Origin of the sequence: Moraxella catarrhalis, from assembly GCF_001632285.1 — a bacterium.
Taxonomy (GTDB): domain Bacteria; phylum Pseudomonadota; class Gammaproteobacteria; order Pseudomonadales; family Moraxellaceae; genus Moraxella; species Moraxella catarrhalis.
The window spans coordinates 139,874-160,171 of sequence record NZ_LWAH01000013.1 but is presented as its reverse complement, the minus strand read 5'-3'; the positions used below and the strand labels follow the sequence as shown (position 1 = coordinate 160,171).

11 protein-coding genes are annotated in these 20,298 nt (G+C 42.9%); 3 read left to right on the top strand and 8 right to left on the bottom strand.

Annotation, left to right across the window (positions count from 1 at the left end):
• Positions 1-88 precede the first annotated feature (88 nt).
• Complete coding sequence (locus A4U55_RS03850) at positions 89-766, bottom strand: hypothetical protein (RefSeq protein ID WP_003659328.1); 678 nt, start codon at positions 764-766, stop codon at positions 89-91.
• Between the two features lie 475 nt (positions 767-1,241).
• Here A4U55_RS03850 and A4U55_RS03845 point away from each other — a divergent pair, with 475 nt between their 5' ends.
• Both A4U55_RS03845 and A4U55_RS03840 read left to right on the top strand, forming a co-directional pair.
• Complete coding sequence (locus A4U55_RS03845; RefSeq protein WP_003659331.1) at positions 1,242-1,514, top strand: HU family DNA-binding protein; 273 nt, start codon at positions 1,242-1,244, stop codon at positions 1,512-1,514.
• Between the two features lie 164 nt (positions 1,515-1,678).
• Positions 1,679-3,532 carry a SurA N-terminal domain-containing protein gene (locus tag A4U55_RS03840; RefSeq protein ID WP_063454036.1) on the top strand — a complete coding sequence of 618 codons (1,854 nt, stop codon included), beginning with the start codon at positions 1,679-1,681 and terminating at the stop codon, positions 3,530-3,532.
• A gap of 131 nt (positions 3,533-3,663) precedes the next feature.
• On the opposite strand, the gene purH is transcribed toward A4U55_RS03840, so the two are convergent.
• The 5 genes from purH to prmA all read right to left on the bottom strand — a co-directional run bounded on the left by purH (position 3,664) and on the right by prmA (position 14,334).
• Complete coding sequence (purH, locus tag A4U55_RS03835) at positions 3,664-5,262, bottom strand: bifunctional phosphoribosylaminoimidazolecarboxamide formyltransferase/IMP cyclohydrolase (protein WP_003659336.1); 1,599 nt, start codon at positions 5,260-5,262, stop codon at positions 3,664-3,666.
• 449 nt (positions 5,263-5,711) lie between these two features.
• Complete coding sequence (locus A4U55_RS03830) at positions 5,712-12,434, bottom strand: YadA-like family protein (protein ID WP_105212862.1); 6,723 nt, start codon at positions 12,432-12,434, stop codon at positions 5,712-5,714.
• A gap of 32 nt (positions 12,435-12,466) precedes the next feature.
• The gene (locus A4U55_RS09185) at positions 12,467-12,598 is read right to left on the bottom strand and encodes an ESPR domain-containing protein (protein ID WP_080534128.1); all 132 of its coding nucleotides are present in this window, start codon (positions 12,596-12,598) and stop codon (positions 12,467-12,469) included.
• A 547-nt stretch (positions 12,599-13,145) separates the two neighbouring features.
• Positions 13,146-13,391: a helix-turn-helix domain-containing protein gene (locus A4U55_RS03825; RefSeq protein ID WP_049158062.1), complete on the bottom strand. Its 246-nt coding sequence runs from the start codon at positions 13,389-13,391 to the stop codon at positions 13,146-13,148.
• 10 nt (positions 13,392-13,401) lie between these two features.
• On the bottom strand, positions 13,402-14,334 hold the full coding sequence (gene prmA / locus A4U55_RS03820; protein WP_063454034.1) for a 50S ribosomal protein L11 methyltransferase: 933 nt from the start codon (positions 14,332-14,334) through the stop codon (positions 13,402-13,404).
• A gap of 236 nt (positions 14,335-14,570) precedes the next feature.
• On the opposite strand from prmA, the gene A4U55_RS03815 reads away from it, so the two are divergent.
• Positions 14,571-17,393, top strand: a complete 2,823-nt coding sequence (locus A4U55_RS03815) for a phosphatase PAP2 family protein (RefSeq protein WP_063454033.1) — start codon at positions 14,571-14,573, stop codon at positions 17,391-17,393.
• A 65-nt stretch (positions 17,394-17,458) separates the two neighbouring features.
• Here the strand turns inward: A4U55_RS03815 and mrcB are convergent, their stop codons facing one another.
• Both mrcB and A4U55_RS09040 read right to left on the bottom strand, forming a co-directional pair.
• On the bottom strand, positions 17,459-19,903 hold the full coding sequence (mrcB, locus tag A4U55_RS03810) for a penicillin-binding protein 1B (protein ID WP_063454032.1): 2,445 nt from the start codon (positions 19,901-19,903) through the stop codon (positions 17,459-17,461).
• A gap of 96 nt (positions 19,904-19,999) precedes the next feature.
• Positions 20,000-20,167 carry a hypothetical protein gene (locus A4U55_RS09040; protein ID WP_003659350.1) on the bottom strand — a complete coding sequence of 56 codons (168 nt, stop codon included), beginning with the start codon at positions 20,165-20,167 and terminating at the stop codon, positions 20,000-20,002.
• Between the last annotated feature and the right edge of the window lie 131 nt (positions 20,168-20,298).

Below are 20,298 nucleotides of genomic sequence, written 5' to 3'. Positions count from 1 at the left end.
AGCAAGAAAAAATCCATCAGATATTTTAATCTAATGGATTGATTTTATTAATTTGTTATATTATAACAAATTAATAAAATCATCAGGTTTAAATCACAAAATGCATAATAATACTCACCACTGCCACAATGATGGCAATGACCATAACAATAAAAGTGGTTTTATTTTTACTTTTTTGCTCTGCCAGCTGAATGGCTAAGCGTTTATTTTCCATAGATAAAGTATCAATACGCTCAGCTTGTTCATTGATTTTTAATTGATAATTGGCAATTTTTTCGGCTTTTTGTTCGGGGGTGGGTTTTTGTTTATTGCCGCCTGTAACCTTTGATAATATACTTTGAATACTGCCGCCAACACCCATACGAACCATGAGTGCTTTTAGATTTTCAACCAATGCTGCATCGCCACGAATTTGTAGGGCATCGACATGATCGGGGTTATGATTGATTAGGGTATTAATCAGCTGGAAGCTATAACCATTGATGGTGATGTCGGCGGTTGGCTTATCTTCGGGCAATTCATTGTCTAATAAAATCCCTCGATAGCCAAAGGTGGCATAAATCGTGATATGTGGTAAATACGAGCGAATGCAGACAACTGTACCAGATTTGGCAAGCGGATAAGCCAATTGGCGTAGTTTTGGATCAAAGCGTAACATTAATGTTAGTGCAGATTCAATAAAAATTAATACAATACTCAGCAAGCTTTTTGAGACGATGCCTCCGTTGGCATGAGGGTTGATTGTATTTGAATGCTCGGTTGTCATAAATTTTCCTAAAAATAATAACTTTAATTTTAATCGCACATTGCCAGTCAAGTCGGCTTAAAAGTTCATAAAATATGATAATTTTGCTATCATAATGCAAGGTTAAGATACCGATGCTTTGATTGGGTGTCAATATTGCAAATGTTACAGCTGACTTAAGCTTTAGAAAGCTGGATACTGTGATCAATAAATTTTATTCATATTACTGTATATTTAGGCATAAAAATAGCATTTTTTTACAGTTTTTACATAAAAATATGTAATTTTACTTGCTTATTGTTACTGTGATTGTTATAAAGGTAGTCGTGGCTTGATATGATTTTGCCCAAGGATGATAAATTTTTATCATTTTTCTGCAAAATTTTGTATTTAGCACTTGTAAAAGCTCAAGGATACTTTTAAAATGCGTCCTTATAAAAAGATGCTTTGGTAACTTAGCATGAAAAATTTTCATTTAATGTAAAGAGGGTATATTATGAATAAGTCTGAATTGGTAGATAGTATTGCACAAAGTGCTGGCCTAACCAAAGAGCAAGCTGCCAAGGCGGTTAATGCATTTACTGAAAGTGTTCAAGGTGCATTACAGCGTGGCGATGATGTCGTATTGGTTGGTTTTGGTACTTTCAGCGTCAAAGAGCGTGCTGCTCGTATGGGCCGTAATCCAAAAACTGGCGAAGCAATCCAAATTGCAGCCAGTAAAGTACCTAGCTTTAAAGCAGGTAAAGTCCTAAAAGAATCAGTCAACTGATTGACTTGATGATGACACAAAAAAGTCGCTCCAATTGGGCGGCTTTTTTATGTCAAATTACAAAAAGTGTTTTGAGAAATCTGATAAATTAGCGTATGATATATAAATTTTATTATCACTATGTTATTTGTAACACCGACTGATTTGTAGAGTATAGCAAACCTATGGAAAATATGCGTAACTTCTTAAAAAGCTGGCCGGGTCGGCTGGTTTTGGTAGGCACTTTGATACCGATGGCTTTTTTGGGTGTGGGTACCTTTGGTGGACACACCATTCAACCAAATGAGCTAATTAAAGTCGGTAATCAGGTGGTAGATGTCGCAACCTTTCAAGCGGAGGTTAATGCTGAGCGTAATGCTTTGATTGAACAGGGTGTTGATGCCAGCTTGATTAATGAACACGCACTACAGCAGCTGATTTTAAAGCGATTAACGGATAAAGCATTGCTTGAAAATCAGGCGTCATATTTGGGTATGACGGTCTCTGATGAGATGATTACGCAGATTTTACAACATTATGAAGTTTTTCATGACAATGGGCAATTTTCAAATGATCGTTTTGCAGCTTATCTGCAACAAAACGGACTGACCAAAGATGTTTTATTTGCCATAGAACGACTGCGATTAAGCTTGCGTCAGCTGATTACTGGTATCGTTGGTACGGCAATTTATCCAAATAGCGAAGTCTCAAAATTGATTGATTTGCAATTAGAGGCGCGTGAGGTTTGGGTACATCGATATCATTGGCAGGACTATGTTGATCAAGTGCAAATCAGCGATGCACAAATTCAAGCCTATTTTGATGAACATCAAGACAAGTTAATCAAGCCTGCGACAGTGGATCTAAGCTACATTGAATTAGACCCAAATGTATTGAGTGTTGGTACGCCCACCGAACAAGAGATCAATGCACAGTACGCCAACTACCTTCGAGAAAATGGCATAACGGATGGTCGGGAGTTGGCACAGATTTTATTGACAGGTCCAGATGCTCAAAATCGTGCTGCCAAAATCCAATCAAAACTCAATGCTGGCGAGTCATTTGAAGCTTTGGCAAAAGCTCATTCTGATGATCCAAGTGGCTCAAATGGTGGTGTGATTGGTAGCTTTAACCCATCAGTATTTGGGGAATATGCTACTGGTGTTGAGCAGGCTTTGTCAGGTCTGAGCGTAGGTCAGATCAGTCAACCTGTCCAAACAGGATTTGGCTATCATATTTTTAAGGTGACTAAAGTCAGTAACGATACACCAAATATTGCAAGTATGCGTGATCAATTGATGGATAGAGCTGCCAAACTTAAGCGTGATCAAGCCTTTGCAGATTTATCTGCCAAGATTAATACGATGGCAACTGACGGCATGGGCGTGGCTGATATTGCCAAAGAAGCTGGCGTACAAGTCAAGCAAATCATTGCCTATCCACAAACCAACAATACGACCGCTTTACCACAGCCAGCAGTAATTGCTGCTGCTTTTGATGATTTTACCATTCAAGATCAAGGCGTCAGCCCAAATATTTCTTTGGGTGAGAAAAATGTTTGGGTACAGCCAACCAATTATGAAGCAGAACGCCCATTGACATTTGATGAAGCCAAAGCACAAATCAAACAGACACTTGCCAAACAAAAAGCCATTGAGCTTGCGATGGCAGATGCCAAAAAAGTGGCTGATGAGGCTAAAAATTCAGGTGTGACCGCTTTGATGACTACCTCTGCCAATATTGGTATGACCACACGCATGAACCCCTTGCTAAGCCCACTTGAGCTTGCCAGTTTATTCTTAAATCGCAGTGCAGAGGGGTATGATGTTTGGGCAGTGCAAACCGAAGAGGGTGCAAGTGTGATCGTTGGAGGTGTTGTCAATGACAGCAGCGAATCCCAGCTTTCAGCCACCGACCGTCTGCGTGCTGTGGCGGTGATTCGAGATAATGTCGGTGCCGACCAGTTGGAGGACTATGTGCATTATTTGCGTGAAAGCAGCGAGCTTGTTATCAACCAAGACGCACTCAAGGCACAGTAGTTTTAACACAGTAGTTTTGACTAAGCGTTATACAGTTTTTAACAGATAAAAGCCCAAAATTTTGGGCTTTTAATTTGTATCGTTTAAAGAGTGATGGGTGTATCAGATACACACCATCGATTTTGGTCGTCTCAATGGCGGAAATGACGCATACCTGTAAAGACCATGGCGATACCATGCTCATTAGCAGCGGCAATCACCTCTGCATCACGCATTGAGCCACCTGGCTGAATGATGCATTTGATGCCAGCAGCAGCGGCATTATCAATACCATCACGGAAGGGGAAGAATGCATCAGAGGCCATCACCGCACCCTCAACAACAAGCCCTGCATGTTCTGCTTTAATTGCAGCAATGCGTGCTGAATTAACACGGCTCATTTGACCTGCACCCACGCCAATGGTTTGATGATTTTTGGCATAAACAATGGCATTGGATTTGACATATTTGGCAACTTTCCAAGCAAAGAGCAAATCATCAAGCTCGGCATCTGATGGCACACGCTCGGTGACGACTTTTAGGTCTGATTTATCAATCATGCCCAAATCTTGATTTTGGACAAGTAGACCGCCATTGACTCGTTTTAGGTCAAATTGAGCTGCCCGCTGTGTCGGCTGTGGCAACTCACCACATACCAAGATGCGTACATTTTTTTTACTGCTTGTAATTTCTAGAACACCTTCAGCGATGCTTGGTGCGATGATGACTTCAACAAATTGACGCTCAACGATGGTACGGGCTGTATCACTGTCTAATTCTCGGTTAAAGGCAATAATGCCACCAAAGGCAGATTCAGGGTCGGTTGCATACGCTAAATGATAAGCATCTAAAATACCGTTTTCTGATGTTGCAACACCACAAGGATTGGCATGTTTGACAATCACACAAGCAGGCGTGGTAAAAGATTTGACACACTCAAGTGCCGCATCGGTATCAGCAATATTATTATAAGACAACGCTTTACCTTGTAGTTGCTGTGCAGTCGCAACAGACGCTTCTGTTGCATGATCATCTACATAAAAGGCTGCTGACTGATGTGGGTTTTCGCCATATCTAAGCTCTTGTGCTTTGGTGAATTGGTGATTAAAAGTGCGTGAAAATTGAGTGGTTGCAGTGGCATCATCACTGGGTGCCGTCTCTTTATCCACTGGTAAGCGTGCACCTAGCCAGCTGGCAATCATACCATCATAGGCGGCAGTGTGTTCAAATGCTTTGACTGCCAAATCAAAACGAGTGTTGTGGCTTAAATGACCTTGGTTTTTTAGTTCATCTAGGATGCGTGAGTAGTCATTTGGGCTGGTGATAATACCAACATGGGCATGATTTTTGGCGGCTGAGCGTACCATAGCAGGCCCACCAATATCAATATTTTCAATCGCATCAGACATAACAACACCGTCTTTGGCAACCGTGTTGGCAAATGGATATAAATTCACGACAACGATATCAATGCGATCAATGCCATGTTCATTCATAATGGCATCATCAATGCCACGACGGCCCAAAATACCACCGTGAATTTTGGGATGTAGGGTCTTAACACGACCATCCATCATTTCAGCAAAACCTGTATGGGCAGAAACCTCAATGGCGTCAATCCCATGTTCTTTTAAGAGTTTAAAAGTACCACCTGTGGATAAAATACCAAAGCCGGATTCTACCAAACCTTGGGCAAATTCAACGATTTGCGTTTTATCTGAGACGGATAATAATGCATAATTTTTTGTCATAATTACTGACCTAATTCCCATAATGAAAGATGCGTAAGTTTAATTCAAAAAAATGCATATGCCTATTTGCATTTTTATGATAAAAAGATGATACGATGAGTTGTCGCATATGCTGATGGCAATAAAATAATACCATTTCTTGGGATATTTATAAAGACAAATTGGGGAAATTTATGAAAAGTGATCATAATCAGAAATTTTCGGGATAAATCGGTCATTTTTGGTCAATGGCACAATTTTAACCATATCTAACAACTACATTGATAAAATTTACTCAATAAGTTTACCTATGATCAATGGCGATTTGGTCATGGTGAAAGATAATCACTTGAGCGGTAAAATGGTTTAAGTGATAAAAAACATCAGCATCAGTAATATGACTGATGCTGATGCTGTTTTATACAACTATGGTGAGATTGATTTTTAAGTAAAATCTTGCGATTTATGGCTTAAAAGTGAAAACCTGCACCAACTGCTGCCCCTACATGGCCTTGGGTATCGGCTGAACCATTGATTTTAAATACCCATTGACCATTATCCGACAGCTTCGACAGTCCCACTGCCACCGCACCTTGACCGTTGTGGGTGGCAATACCCCCGGTAACCATGGATCTGCCAGGAATGTAGGCTTGTGGCATGGACGCCATCGCCATCGCTGATGAAATCCCTGCATTGGCTTTATTTTCGTTTTGGTGGATACGATGGTCAAGCTCATTGGTTGCGTTGGCAATGCTTTGGGTGGCTTTGTACAACTGGCTACCATTGACCGCATCGGTGCTGGTGGCACTGACCTCACCTGCTGCCACATTTTGGATACGGCGTTCAGCACCTGAGGCACCCACGGAGACCGCACCAACCGCCGTTTGTCCAGCAAAGCCTTTAACCGTACCTGTGGCACCTGCTGTGGTGGTTGTACCTGCTGTGCCGTCAGATTTTTTGGCTTGTGTGCCTGCGTGTGTGCCTGCACTGATGGCAGAGTTTGAACCTAAGGCAACCGAGTTACTTTCGGTCACGGTGATGTTATTGCCCACACCAAAGACATCGGTTTGAGTGGCATCGGTAAACTGGTTGTTATTACCCACACTGTAACTGTTATCAGCCTTAACAGTGCTTGGGTCGCCGATGGCACCAGAGTGCTTACCTGCTACCACATTGCCTGTACCGATGGCGATGGATTGATCGCCTGTGGCTTGTGCGTTATCACCGATGGCGATGGATTGGTTGCCTGCTTGGGTTTGTCTGCCTATGGCAACGGCGGCTTCACCATCTGCCTTGGCCTGGAAACCTATCGCCACTGAGTGCTTGCCTGAGGCACTTGAATCAATGCCGTTACGCCCTTGTACCACAGGCTCTTGATTGCCATCGTTGACATGGAAGAAGCGGATACCTTGTTCATTTATTCTGTCAATGGCTTCTGCGGGGTTGTTGGTCACATAGTTGGTCTGACCTGCGGCGTTATAAGTGGCGAGCAGGGCTTTTTTGCTGCCATCTTTTTGGGTTTTGACCCAAACATTGCTTAAATCGCCGTTAGCGTTGCCGTCTTTATCCACGCCCACTTGTACACCACCAGTGGCAAGTTTTTCGGTATCGTTATTACCTTTACCGCCAAGTACCGTGCCTGCTTTGATGACAGTGCGGTTAGATGATGAACCTGAATTTGGGTCTTTTTTGATGTCGGCAATGTTTACCTGATTGCCGTCAGCGTTATCATTACCAGCATTACCAAGACCCAACAAGTTGCGTACTTCGTTTAACTGTTGTACATTGGCAGCGTCGGTGTCTTTTGTGCCTTTGCCCACATTGCTGATGACCTTACCGCCTACATTCAGCCCATCTTTGCTTAGGGTGATGTTGCTGTTATCTTTGCCTTGGATACTGATGCCATCAGAGCTTACTGTGGTAGTAGTTGTACCATCTTTGGATTTAAATACCGCTTTTGATAAGTTATTAAGAGCCACTGCATCGCCTGTACTGCCTTTATCAGCATTGGGGTTGACAAGGCTTAGACCAGTTGGAGTTTTGGCATCACTGGCTGATTTGCCTGCTTTTAGTGAGCCGTTTGGCATGAGGTCGTCTGCTTTGTAGAACTTACCATCTTTGGCTTTGATAAGCACATTGCCATCATCATCGGTCGCTGCTAAGGCGGTGTTGACGGTGATGTTACTCATCGTGCCATCAGCACTACGCACGCTTGTGATGTCGGCACCTGTACCATTGACAAAGTTGACGGTATCATAGGCTTTGACAAAGTCCACTTGATTGTTATTGGTCTGCAAGTTAAAGCCTACATTTAGCACATCTTTGACACTGGCAGCATTACTTTGCTGTGCTGCTGATAGGCTGGGCAGACTTTGGGCTTGCCCTGCATTGGCATTACCTGTGTTTGGTGTGGCAATTTGTGGCAAAGTGGACTTGATGTTGGTTAGGGTGATGGCATCTGAGTTGCCGCCTAGGCTTGCCACCACTTGATGACCTGCATCAAGGGGTTTGCCATGAACTGCCAGATTGGCAAGTTTGTCCGCATCGGTGATGGGCTTGCCATCTTTGTCCACAGGTACACCGTTGGCATTGGCGTGATAGTATTTACCATCGGCGCCCTTGATGGCTTTTTGGGGCTTGCCATCGGTGCCATTGATGGGGTTGCCATTGGCATCGGTTACCACAAAGGGTAATGACGCACCTGAGTTACTTTGGTTGTTTAGGTTGTTGACCGTTTTGGCAACTTCATTAAACTGCTTAAAGTTCACTGCATCGTTATCATCAACAGCTGCACCGATGTTACTGATGCGTTTGCCACCCAGGTCCAGCCCATTGGCACTTAGCACAGGGGTGTTTGCTTTGGCTTGACCGTTTGCGTCTACAAAAGAGATGCCTTTTTCATCAATTTTGGTGCCACCTGCATTAACGCTGTTAAGATTGGTTAGGTCTTTGGCAAGTTTGACAGTGAAGCCATCAGTACCTGCTACCACACCGATGTTATTATCGGTTAGCTTATTGGTGTCTGTTTGCCCACCTTTGATGGTCAAAGTCTCGCCCAGTTTTTTAGCCGTTGTGCCTGTATCCCCTGCAAAGGTCAGCGGTGTTTGGGCAACGGCATTTAAATCACCCACAGTTACTGCGGCGTTTTTGGTTTTGTTATCAGAAGCGGCTTTTTCAAGTCCTTTAACAAAGGCGTTGTCTTCATTGATGCCTTGCTTTTTATTGGCATCATTTACTTGTTCTTTGTTAATGACTGATTTGACATTCATTTGAGCCAATGTGCCATCTGGGGTTTGGGCTTGGGCGACCAGTTTGTCTTTGGCAACTTCTTTGGTTTTATCAACTGTGCCATCATTTTTGGCTTGATAGTACTTGTTATCGGTACTGTCATAGATGACCTTATTGCCATCAGCATCCACATAGCCTGCTGAGCTGCTTGCTTGGCTTGCCCCTTTGGCGGTTTGGATGTCGCCAGATAAGGTGTTTAGATGAGCAACGATATCACTGGCCTTGACAAGCGCATCGCCAGTAGCTTGATTGCTTAGGGCAAATTTATTAGCACCTGTGCCAGTACTGGTCAATGTGGTGGTTTTTACGCCAAGTTTTTTATCTTTAACTTCAATGGTTGTATCATCCACATTGACATCATAGACCACTTTACTGGTTTTGCTTGTGTCATCATAGGTCACCTTAGCGGTGGTGGTATTGCCATTAGCAAAGTTGACAGTGTCATAAGTGGAGACAAAGTCAACCGCTTCACCATTGCCTTGCAAGTTAAAGCCTGCGCTTAGCACATCAACAATGCTGGCGGCACGGGTTTTGTCTTCGTCTTTGATTATCTTGCCCTGTTCTGTGGTGCGTACGCTACCTTTATCATTGGTAACATTAGCTAGAGTGTTGCTTAGTCCTGTGATGGTATTTTGACCATTTTGGCTGTCAATGACAATGCCTTTGCCATTATTATTACCCACGGTCAGCTTAGGCGTGGTTAAGCCTTTGGTTTGGTCAATGCCCACACGCACCACACCTTTATTTACCTTGGTGGTAATGCCGTTTTCACCTGCAAAGGTGATGACATCAGAGGTCTTTGAGGTGTCATAACTGGAGTAAGGGTTACTAACCGTAAAGTTATTACCTTGTTCATCTGCTACTGAGAATTCGTGTAATGAGTTTTGTGCTGTTTTGGCAGTACTGCTGATTTTATTTTCAAGTTCGGTTTTTAAATCATAAATCTGACCGCCTGCCACAGCATCATTGCTATTTTTGGCAATCTCACCTGAGTGAATGTTGGTAATCTTTTTACCACCTGCGTTAATGCCAGTGTTGGTAATTTCAACATCACCCACTTTAAGCTTGTCTTTGGTTAGGTGGGGTTTGTTTATATCAACTTGACCAGCACTATTAGCAAAACCAATTTCATCTCTGGTAATGCGAGTTGTGCCATCAATGCCAGTACTTGAACCATTATTAACCTTGGCAAACTTCACGCCATCAGCACCGACTTGGATTTGTTCGTTGCCAGCGGTGTTTTTAACAGACAAGCCATCGTTGTTTAGAGTGGTGCTTTTGCCAGCGTTAAGACCGCTTTGGGTGTTAATGCCAAAGGTAACCGTACCATCTTTATTGGTTTGAATATCAAGACCGTTTTTACCTTTGAGTTTTAGGGCGTTGACGGCTTTCTTGCCGTTTGCATCTTTACCCACGGTGATGGCGTTAGCTTCATCATCGTTACCATCTGCATTGACTTTTTTAACGGTAAAGGTTTGTAGGGCGGTGTCTGCTGTGCCTTTGGCGGCGTGAATTTCCTTGGCTAGGATGTTTAGATTGTCGGCGATGCCTTTGGCGTTAACAAGGGCATTGTCATCTTTGGCACTAAAGTTGGTTGCATTACCATTAGCACTTGTTTTGGTGATTTCGGTGGTTTTTACGCCAATTTTGTTTTTCGTGCCATTATCATCGCCTGTTAGGTGAATGGTTGTATTATCCACATTGACATTATACGCCACTTTACTGGTTTTGTTATCATAAGTGACTGTGGCGGTGGTGGCATTGCCATCGATAAAGTCAACAGTGTCATAAGTGGAGACAAAGTCTTTGTCTGCGCCATTATTTTTTAGGTTAAAGCCTGCATTTAGCACATCGGCAATACTGGCGGCACGGGTTTTGTCGGTGTTATCGGCAAGCCCTTGGGTTAGTGTGTGTCCTGTACCATCGTTGGTAACATTATTTAGGGTGTTGCTTAGTCCTGTGATGGTATTTTGACCATTTTGGCTGTCAATGACAATGCCTTTGCCATTATTACCCACGGTCAGCTTAGGTGTGGTTAAGCCGTCGGTTTGGTTAATGCCAAAGGTCACAATACCCGTGGTATTATTGGTTGTAACATCAAGACCGTTTATGCCTTTAAGTTTTAGGGTGTTGAATTTACCTCCGTTCGTTTCTTTAGCCACGGTGATAGCGTTGGTGTCATTATCACCGTCTTTTTGGACTTTAAAGGTTTGTAGGGCACTGTCAGCCGTTTGATTGACTTGATTTAGATAGTCTGCCAAATGTTTGGCGGTAACTAAGTGATCGTTATGATTATTATTAACACTAAATTTACCATTACCACTGCCAGCACTGGTAAGCTCAGCGGTTTTCACGCTAATGGTATAAGTTGGAGCGGTAACAGCACCATTAGTATCAACTGATAGATTGTCAACTATCTTGGTAATATTGATGTTATTGCTTTCGTTTAAAGTAGGCTTGGCGGCTTTGAGCTGTTCGATGGTAACCGCATCGTTATTGTCTACACCATTAGCAAGTTTGGTAATCTTTTTATCACCAGCATTAATACCACGGTCTGTAATCTCAACTGTGTCAACTTTTAGCTTTGTGTTGTCAAGATAAGGTTTGCTTTTATCAACTTGTTCATCAGTATTAGCAAAACCAATTTCATTTTTGGTAATACGAGTAGTGCCGATCGCTGCTGTTGCTATATTATTAGTATTCTCAGCAAACTTCACCCCATCAGTGCCATAGACGGTTTTGCCTGCATTGGGCTGGGCAAAGGTTAAACCACTGTTTAATAATTTGGCGGTGCCATTACTAGTATTAACGGTGATTTCACCTGTGGCAGTGATGTTATTTAGCTCTGTTAGATTTTTAGCAAGTTTAACTTTCAGACCAGTATTATCTTTTACCACACCGATGTTATTTTCGGTTAAATCATTAGCTGCTCCTTTACCACCTTTAATGGTTAAAGTATCGCCCAGTTCTTTCTGAACGCCAGGACCGGTGGTATCATCACCCTTAAAAGTAATTTTACGATTAGCCAGCGCCACCGCCGCTTTTAGTTGTGCCACATTGACCGCATCGGTATCCTGAGAACCTGCACCGACATGGATGATTCTACGCCTCTGGGTTGAATTACCAATGGAAAGTGGACCCGTATTGTTGGTGGCTTGATACGGCGGTTGTATTTGGGGCCCACTACCATCTGTTGCTCTTGGTGTATAGGCATTTTTATTATTATTATCACCAGCCATGACCTTAGACTCAAAACCTAGGGCAATACCTCGCATAAAATCAACTTGAGTATTTCCACCAATGGCTAGCCCTGTATTCTGGTTAACTTGTGCATTAGAACCAATAGCGATTGCATATTCGCCTTTGGCGTGGGCGGTAAGACCCACTGCCAAGGAAAAGTCGCTTTCAGCTGTTGCCCGTGTACCAAAAGCGTTGGAAAAATGACCCTTTGCATATGCCATGGCTCCCACTGCAGTACTGGCGTGTCCCTCTGCTTTTGTGCGTCTAAATTCGTTAAGGTCTTTTAATATTGGATGTCTTTTAATAAGCTTTTGAACATATACGCGGGATGGATCCCGTAAGATCTTTGACAAATATAAGTCATCACTACCGATGGCAATCGAGGCATCACCCTGAGCCGTTACATCACCACCGATGGCGATGGACTCTTGACCTATGGCGTGGGGACCTGTACTCAAATTACGCTGTGAATTCTGAGGATCTGGTTTGTTACCACCGATAGCAATAGCTTGAGAGCCTTTTGCCTGAGCAAGACTACCAATAGCAATGGATGCTTCACCTGTCGCACGGGCAATGTCCCCGTTGCTGTTTGTCTTGTTTGTTTGACCAATTTCGATCTTGGTAGTTTGAGCATAAGCACTGCCACTGAGCGTCGCACCGATCACGAGGACAGCGAGCGCGGCAATACGGGCAAAGCTTAGAGTGCATACACTGCCAACTTGCCCTGTAGCACAGCTATCCCCCCCGTACTGTGGGATTTGGCATATTCCGCCACGGCCATAAATGTGCCTGTGGCTTTGTTAAAGATGACTTTATAGATGTGATTCATGGTGGTTTACCTTAAAAAATGATACATGCTGACATAGGCATTTGATTGAAATAATTAGGGTAAATGGTGCGTATACAAACACATCACTTGAATGAATCTGATGATTTGGATCGTCATTCAAGCATGGTAGTAACAGTAGAACAATATTGCGATGTGATTTTTACAAAAAGCCTACCATTATGCTAAATTATAACCATATGGTGATTTAAGTCAATAGATTAGTTTCAAAATATATCAAATCATAGAGTGATTAACCCAAATTAACTCGTAGGCATCACCATATAGCATCACCATTCTGATACAATAATCAGATACAATCATAATATTCTATTCATATGATACACATAAAGGGGGGTAATGATTTTTACAAATGCGTTGCTAAATGCGTTACTAAATTATGGTAATGATGGCAACAGTATTAAACAATGTTAAATCATGTCACATGTTAAATCATGTCAAATCGTGCAGATATGGGGCAAATGGGGTGTCATTGCCATCATACGGCAGGCGAGCACACCTGCCCATATCCATGGCGATAACTGGCGGTCTAAAGCAAGTGATGGGTTTTCATTTTGGTGCGTAATGTGCCACGATTGATGCCAAGGATTTGGGCGGTTTTTGACTGATTGCCGTGCGTGTGATTGAGTGCGGCGATGAGCAGCGGTTTTTCAAATTCGGCCAAAAAAGTGGCATAGACATCATGAGTATGAGCATCGCCCAATGTCTCAAAATAACGCCTGGCGGTCTGCTCAACTTGTTGATATAGCGGTGTTGGCTTAGGTTTATGGCTCATGGCGTATCGCTTATGGGTTGGTAGGTTTGATGCCGCTTAGGCGTTGCCAATGGCAGTCTTGGGCATCTGCATAACAAAATGGCGTATCAAGCGTAACATAAGGCGAGTAGGCATCGATGACCGCTTGGGTTTGGTTTTGGGTCAGGCCAGCCAGCACGATCAAGCCGCCTGTTTTGAGTAAATCATGAAACAGTGGGGCAAAGTCGATCAATGGCTTGGCAAGGATATTGGCGGTGATGACATCGGCAAGCTGTGGGTTTTGGGTGCGATGGGCGTCAAACTCTGCGGGCAAAAATGCCAAAAGCCGATCATCGACGCCATTTAGGGCGGCGTTTTGGCGTGTGGCGAGTACCGCTTGTGGGTCAATATCAACCGCCAGCACTTGACGCGCGCCGAGTAGCAGTGCCGCCACGCCCAAAATCCCTGAGCCACAACCATAGTCAATGACCAGCTTATCGCTAAGCTCTTGGGCGGCAAGCCAATCTAGGCATAGCCGAGTGGTGGCGTGATAGCCTGTGCCAAAGGCAAGCCCTGGGTCTAAGATTAGGTTAATCGCCGCTGGGTCTGGTGCTGGCAGCCACTCAGGCACAATCCACAGATTGCCTGCACACTGAATCGGCTGATAATAGCTCATCCATTCACGAGTCCAGTCTTTATCATCTAAGGATGTCAGCCAAAATCGTGTGGCATTCACCTCACTTGCGATCTTAGCGGCTAGGTTTTCAAAATGAGTGCCTGCCCAGCTGTCATCGCTGTTGGTGTCAAAGATGGCGGTAACCACCACATCACGCCACAAAGGCTCTTCACCAGGCATGGGCTCAAATAAAGGCTCATCACCCGCATCTTCAAGTAAAATAGACACCGCACCAGCCTCATCAAATAAGGCTTCGGCAAGTTCTACGGCGGATTTTGGGCATTGTAGATGAAGTTGTTGCCAAGACATAATAAACATCCTAAAAATTCAAATAGTTGTTTGCTTAATGGCTTTATTATAGCAAAGTTTTTTGAAGAATTTGTGGCTAAATTGTGGGTCTAATATCGCCTTAAGTAAATGGTTATCATGTAACATTAAGACAGTAATAATTTTCCACATTGTGTCAAATTGTCACAAAACTATCACTGTTTTGTCACAGTTACAACTTAAAATGCAGCCTAATTTTGTTAACATAAGGGTTTGTTATGCCTAAATATAAGCTGTTATCAGCCAGCATCGCTTTTTCATTATTGATGAGCCATCAAGCTTATGCTCATGATGAAGCATTTGATCAATTGTCTACAAAGATAGCTGGCCAAAGTCAGAGCTGGTATCAACATCTTGATGCCCAGGTTGTTACACCTTTTCCCAAAAAGGGCACTTTAGAAGCAGAAGTTGATCGTAAAATTTCTTGGGATATGCAAAACAATACAACAGCAGAAAGGCTCGCCCTTGCAAAAGAGGATAAAAATCAAAGCTTTGCTCATGTTAGTCATGAATTTAGAAAATCTGCCTTAAAGGAGTTTGCTCCGCATATAACTGATGAACAGTTTGTAAATATCTTTAAAAATTTAGTATATTTATCAGCCAATGCTATCTATAGCGATGATTCTAATGTAGGCAGAATGAGAGCTTATGATTTTATTTTGAAAGACAAATATCTGCGTGGCCGCCCTTATCAAGTTATGGATAGGGAAGGCAAGTATATTGAGGGTTATGAAAATCTCAAAACCTATATTGATAGCCAAGGCAGAGAAAGAAAAAATTCATCTTATCCAAGTGGGCATACCTCCAATGGTTTTGGTCAAGCGGTTGTGATGGCGATGGCATTTCCTGAGCGAGGTCAAGAGGTATTCTCTCGTGCATTGCAGTATGGAGAAAGCCGAGTCATTGTGGGTGCGCATTTTCCAACAGATACCATGACTTCTCGACTCGCACGCTATTATTATATGGCACAGTTGTTAAATGACGATGAGATTGCTCAAGGATTGGTTAGGTATATTAAACAAGCCAGACAGCCATTTGAAGAAAGCTGTCAGAATGCACCATTAAAAAGTTGTCTGGAGATGCTTCCTCAAGATTTGCACGAACAATACAAAGCTTCTGATTATCAAATTGGATATTATGGCACATTAAAAAGTGATGAAAAAGCAAGTCGTTTAAAACCAGAGGAAATGCCTGGTACAGCTGAGGCTTTATTAAGGTTGCGTTTTAATTATTTGGATGGCGATGCACGACGCCAAGTATTGGCTTCTACCGCTTATCCCAAAAATTCCCATGCTCACATGGGTGATTTGGATAATAAAAATCACACATGGGGCCTGATCAATTTGCCGAAAGCTTATGATGGTATTTCTCATATTTATCAGGATATAGAGACAACGACTCAGGATAAGCATTTGGATTTTGCAGGATTTTCTTTGGAAGATACCTGGAAAAATGACATCTCAGGTACTGGTAGACTGATTTTAAATCATCCAGGCGAATTAACCTTATCTGGCAATAATACTTTTGCTGGTGCAACCGTTAAGCAAGGCCACCTTAAATTTACGGGCAATAACGCATTGGCTGATGATAGTTATATCAATCAAGGAACAATGAGCGTTACAGGTCAATTCCAATCAAAAGTGGTGCTAAACCATGACGCTAAGATGATGATTGTTGGTCAAAGTGATCAACCAACCACTGTTCAAGAGATTGAACTGTCTGCCAAAGACAGCTGGATTTATGTTGCCCCAAAGGGTGTTTTTCAAGTCAATGCAAATTCCCAAGAAAATAACACCACCACCGATTCTCAAATCAGTATTCAAACATTGTCCGGTGTAGGTCATGTGATGGTTGAAGACCATTCTAATTTACATATTGATAAGTTATCTGGTGAGACGATATTTGCCATCAATCCAAGCGATGCACCTGTCAAGATAAATGAGCTAAAAGGCAGGCATGGTGTTGGTATCCCAAGCCATATATCAAAAGATAAAAATCATCAAAGCTTATTGAAAGTCGATAACAATCAAGGCAGTTTTTATTTGATTGACACAAATAACAATGTCGTTGATGCAGCTGAGCAAGGAGCATATGCTTATCAATTAGTAATGCGACCAAATAACACTTTGCAGCTTAGCCAATTTGCCAATGACAATAGCCCTATTGCATCATCAATGACTAAGACCGCCTTAAATACCGGCATGGGAAGCTTGTATACATTAAGTAGCCAAATGAATCATTTAGGCTCGATGAATAACAGACAAAGTGTTTGGCTAAATCATCGTTACCAAGAAAATAATATTAAAAGTCACAATACCCAGTTTGATTTAAAGCTTAATCAAACGACATTGGGAGCAGGTTCTAAAGTTGGGCAAACATATCTTGGGGCCTATATTAACAAAAGTGAAGGCGATGTTGATCATGTTTTTGGTGGTAAAAATGATCTTGATGCAACAGGCTTTGGTGTTTATCTTAATCGCTTATTACCAAATCAACAAGAGATCTTCCTCCAAGGCGCGTGGCAAAATGTCAGACAAAAAATACATGCTAAACAAGCCAATCATGATAATTTAACAGCAAGTATAAAGGATAATACCTGGGCGATTGCGTTGGGTGCTCAGCAGCAGATGAAATTCCACAATGTGGATTTCCAACCTTCTTTTGAAATTGGCCATATTCAAACCAATCCAAAATCGTTTAGATATGATCAGATGCCTAATTTGCAAATTAATCCAAAAAAGGCATCTATGACCACGGTAAATATCGGTACAAAAATTTCCAAGAATTATGGGTTGTTGCAACCTTATTTAAAAGCCAAAATGTTCTATCAAGATACCAAGCAAGATTTGAACATTATTGATATGAATAATGAAGTATCTTGGTGGTCAACGGATTTATCGGGCTTTGGCTTCGCAGGTGCTTTGGGCGTGACAAGTCAAATCAACCCTAGGTTCTTTATTTCAGGAGAGGCGTCTGCTCAATATCAAGAGGAGGTAAAAACACCAATTGAAGCAAAGCTGTCGCTTAACTACCAATTCTAAATTTTCATCAATTTAATTTATGCCATTAAAATCAAGCAGATTTTAATGGCATTCTTGACTTATGTTCACCACCAAGGATTATCGCCATTTTCGGCAGGCTCATCATAAATGGGTGCATCTTCGATATACACATCTCCTGTGTCTGCGATGCCTTGTGAGCCATATTCAAGCATCTGCCGATAGATCTGCTCTTGGTATAAAATGGCACTGGCACAAGGACTCATTTGGCTTGGGCGGTATAAATCAATCACAGGCAGCCATCTGGCATCAGGGCAGCTCTCCATGGTCGGCAATCCCAATCTGCCATCCATCCACTGCCAAGTCACGCCAGTAGGTAGGGGCAGATTGACCGCCGTTAGGTTGAGCTTTTTCATGTAATCCATCCAAATGGGCAATGCACCAGAACCCCCCGTTAAGCCGATGGGCTGATTATCATCACGGCCCACCCAAACCACACTGACATAGTTACCGCTATACCCTGCAAACCACGCATCACGATTATCGTTGGTTGTGCCTGTTTTACCTGCCAATCCCAGATGGTTATTGATACTATCGGCAGCTTTGGCAGTGCCTGATTTGATGACCTCTTGAAGTCCACGGTTCAGCAGATAAACCGCTTGCGGTGGTGCACGAAACTGATGGCGTGGTTGGGATCGTTGTAGTACACGCCCGTTATCATCGATCACGGTACGGATGGTATGAATGGGCGTATAAGCACCGCCATTGGCAAAAATCTGATACATGCCCAGCATCTGCATGGGCGATAAATCAATCGCACCCAGCATGGCAGATGGATAGGGCGGAACATCGGTGGTGATGGATAAATTGCCCAGCTGTGCCTTAAACGCATCCAAACCAAGCTGCATACCGACATTAACCGCTGCTTGGTTGTATGACTTGGCAAGTGCGGTCAGTAGTGGTACGCTGCCATGAGATTGACCGCCATAATTTTTGGGTGTCCATGAGCGACCATTGACGGTATAGCTGGTTTGGGTGTCATTGACGGGTGTGGTGAGATTGTATTGACCTGATTGAAAGGCAGTCAGATAAATCACAGGCTTTAATAAAGAACCAACCTGCCGTTTGGCATCGATGGCACGATTAAACCCAGTAAAATCGCTACCTGACCCCACCAAAGCAACCAGCTCCCCTGTGGCAGGGTGAGCACTGACCAACGCACCTTGTAGCTTTTGAGTGCGACCGCCTTTTTTTCTTAGTTTGCCAAGCTGATTTGTCATGGCGGTATCGGCGGCTTGCTGGGCGAGTGGGTCTAGTGTTGAGATGATACGCAGACCACGATTTTTCAGGTCTTCTGAGCGGTAGTGGGTTTTTAGCTCTCGTTGCACGGCATCAAAAAAATCAGGGAACTGCAAGCGAGCGATGGCAGGCATTTTTACCACACCCAGTGGGCGATTGATGGCATCTTGGTGCGTGGCCGTATCAATTTTACCTGTTGCCAGCATGCTATTTAATACGGTATTTCGGCGTTGTAATGCTCGCTCGGGGTTTTTGCGAGGATTATAGTGGCTAGGCCCTTTTGCCAAACCCACCAATAACGCATACTGCTCCAAAGACAGCTCACCAAGCGGCTTATCAAAATAAAACTGGGCAGCAATCCCAAAGCCATTCACCGACTGCTTGCCATTTTGACCCAAATTAATCTCATTCATATAAGCCAATAAAATTTCATCTTTGCTATAATGGGTTTCTAATAAAACCGCCATCAAAGCTTCATTGATTTTGCGTTTTAAGGTGCGTTCAGAATCCAGATAAAAGTTTTTAATCAATTGTTGGGTGATGGTTGAACCGCCTTGTTGCACCTGTCCGCCTGTCAGATTGGTGAATAACGCACGAGCAACCCCACGCATTGATATGCCATGATGCTGATAAAAATTGCGGTCTTCGGTGGCAATCAAGGCATCAACGAGCGGTTTTGGGATTTGTTCTTGTGTGATGAGTAGGCGGTCTTCTAGATTATCAGGATAGATGCTACCGATTTTGATGGGTTCTAGGCGTAGTATACCGCTGTTATTTGGGGCGGAGCTTTTTAGGCTTTTGATGGTATTGCGATCAAAATGAACTTCGATGAGCTGCTTTGGGTCTTTGTCGGCATCACCATAATGAAAACCTCGTGTATAAATGGTATAGACTTGGCCATTTTTTTGGTAGCGACCCGTTTGGCTGGTGTCATCATGGCTATATCTGAGCAGTTTTAGCCATGATTCAAGGTCTTTGGCGGATAAAGCGGCACCTTGATGCAGTACCAAAGGGCGTGAGTATAAGGTGGCAGGAATATCCCATTTGCGATTTTCAAATTTACCGACAACGGCGGTATTTAGATGCATGGCGTACAGCACAAATGCCGCCATCATAACAAACAAGACAATCAATAAAATCCCTGTCACAATCAGCCCTGACTGATGACGCCAAAAAGAGCGTGGTACGGATTTTGACACAATAAAACCCCAATAAAAAAATGATACTATCGCCGAAATGGCTGGATTTTTCAAGTCAAATTATGACACCAAATTGGCAAAATGGTTAAATTTTATCACGATTGCTACCCAAATGTGTACCAATCTTGTACCAATCTGTTATGTCTACCGTTATGCCCAAAAACCGCCATCAAAGCCTTTTAGCGTACGCATGAACTTATGGTATAATCTGAATATGACACGATCAAAGGGCGTGTTTGCTTGATACCGATTGACGATATCGGTCATGCCAAACACTGCCCAATCAAACAAAAGCAACGCATTGATCCAATATGTCATGAGTAAATGTATTAAATGTAAATGTAAATGTATTAAATTTAATCGTTAATCATTCAATATAACCCAAAAAATCCATCAACCAAAAAAAGTAAAAGAGCAAAACAAGCGTAAAAACCAAAACACCGCACCAA

Bases quoted from the DNA above. Each gene is read 5' to 3' on its own strand.
- prmA (WP_063454034.1), bottom strand. From the start codon at position 14,334: ATGTCTTGGCAACAACTTCATCTACAATGCCCAAAATCCGCCGTAGAA.
- A4U55_RS03850 (WP_003659328.1), bottom strand. From the start codon at position 766: ATGACAACCGAGCATTCAAATACAATCAACCCTCATGCCAACGGAGGC.
- A4U55_RS03845 (WP_003659331.1), top strand. From the start codon at position 1,242: ATGAATAAGTCTGAATTGGTAGATAGTATTGCACAAAGTGCTGGCCTA.
- A4U55_RS03825 (WP_049158062.1), bottom strand. From the start codon at position 13,391: ATGAGCCATAAACCTAAGCCAACACCGCTATATCAACAAGTTGAGCAG.
- purH (WP_003659336.1), bottom strand. From the start codon at position 5,262: ATGACAAAAAATTATGCATTATTATCCGTCTCAGATAAAACGCAAATC.
- A4U55_RS09185 (WP_080534128.1), bottom strand. From the start codon at position 12,598: ATGAATCACATCTATAAAGTCATCTTTAACAAAGCCACAGGCACATTT.
- A4U55_RS03840 (WP_063454036.1), top strand. From the start codon at position 1,679: ATGGAAAATATGCGTAACTTCTTAAAAAGCTGGCCGGGTCGGCTGGTT.
- A4U55_RS09040 (WP_003659350.1), bottom strand. From the start codon at position 20,167: ATGACATATTGGATCAATGCGTTGCTTTTGTTTGATTGGGCAGTGTTT.
- A4U55_RS03815 (WP_063454033.1), top strand. From the start codon at position 14,571: ATGCCTAAATATAAGCTGTTATCAGCCAGCATCGCTTTTTCATTATTG.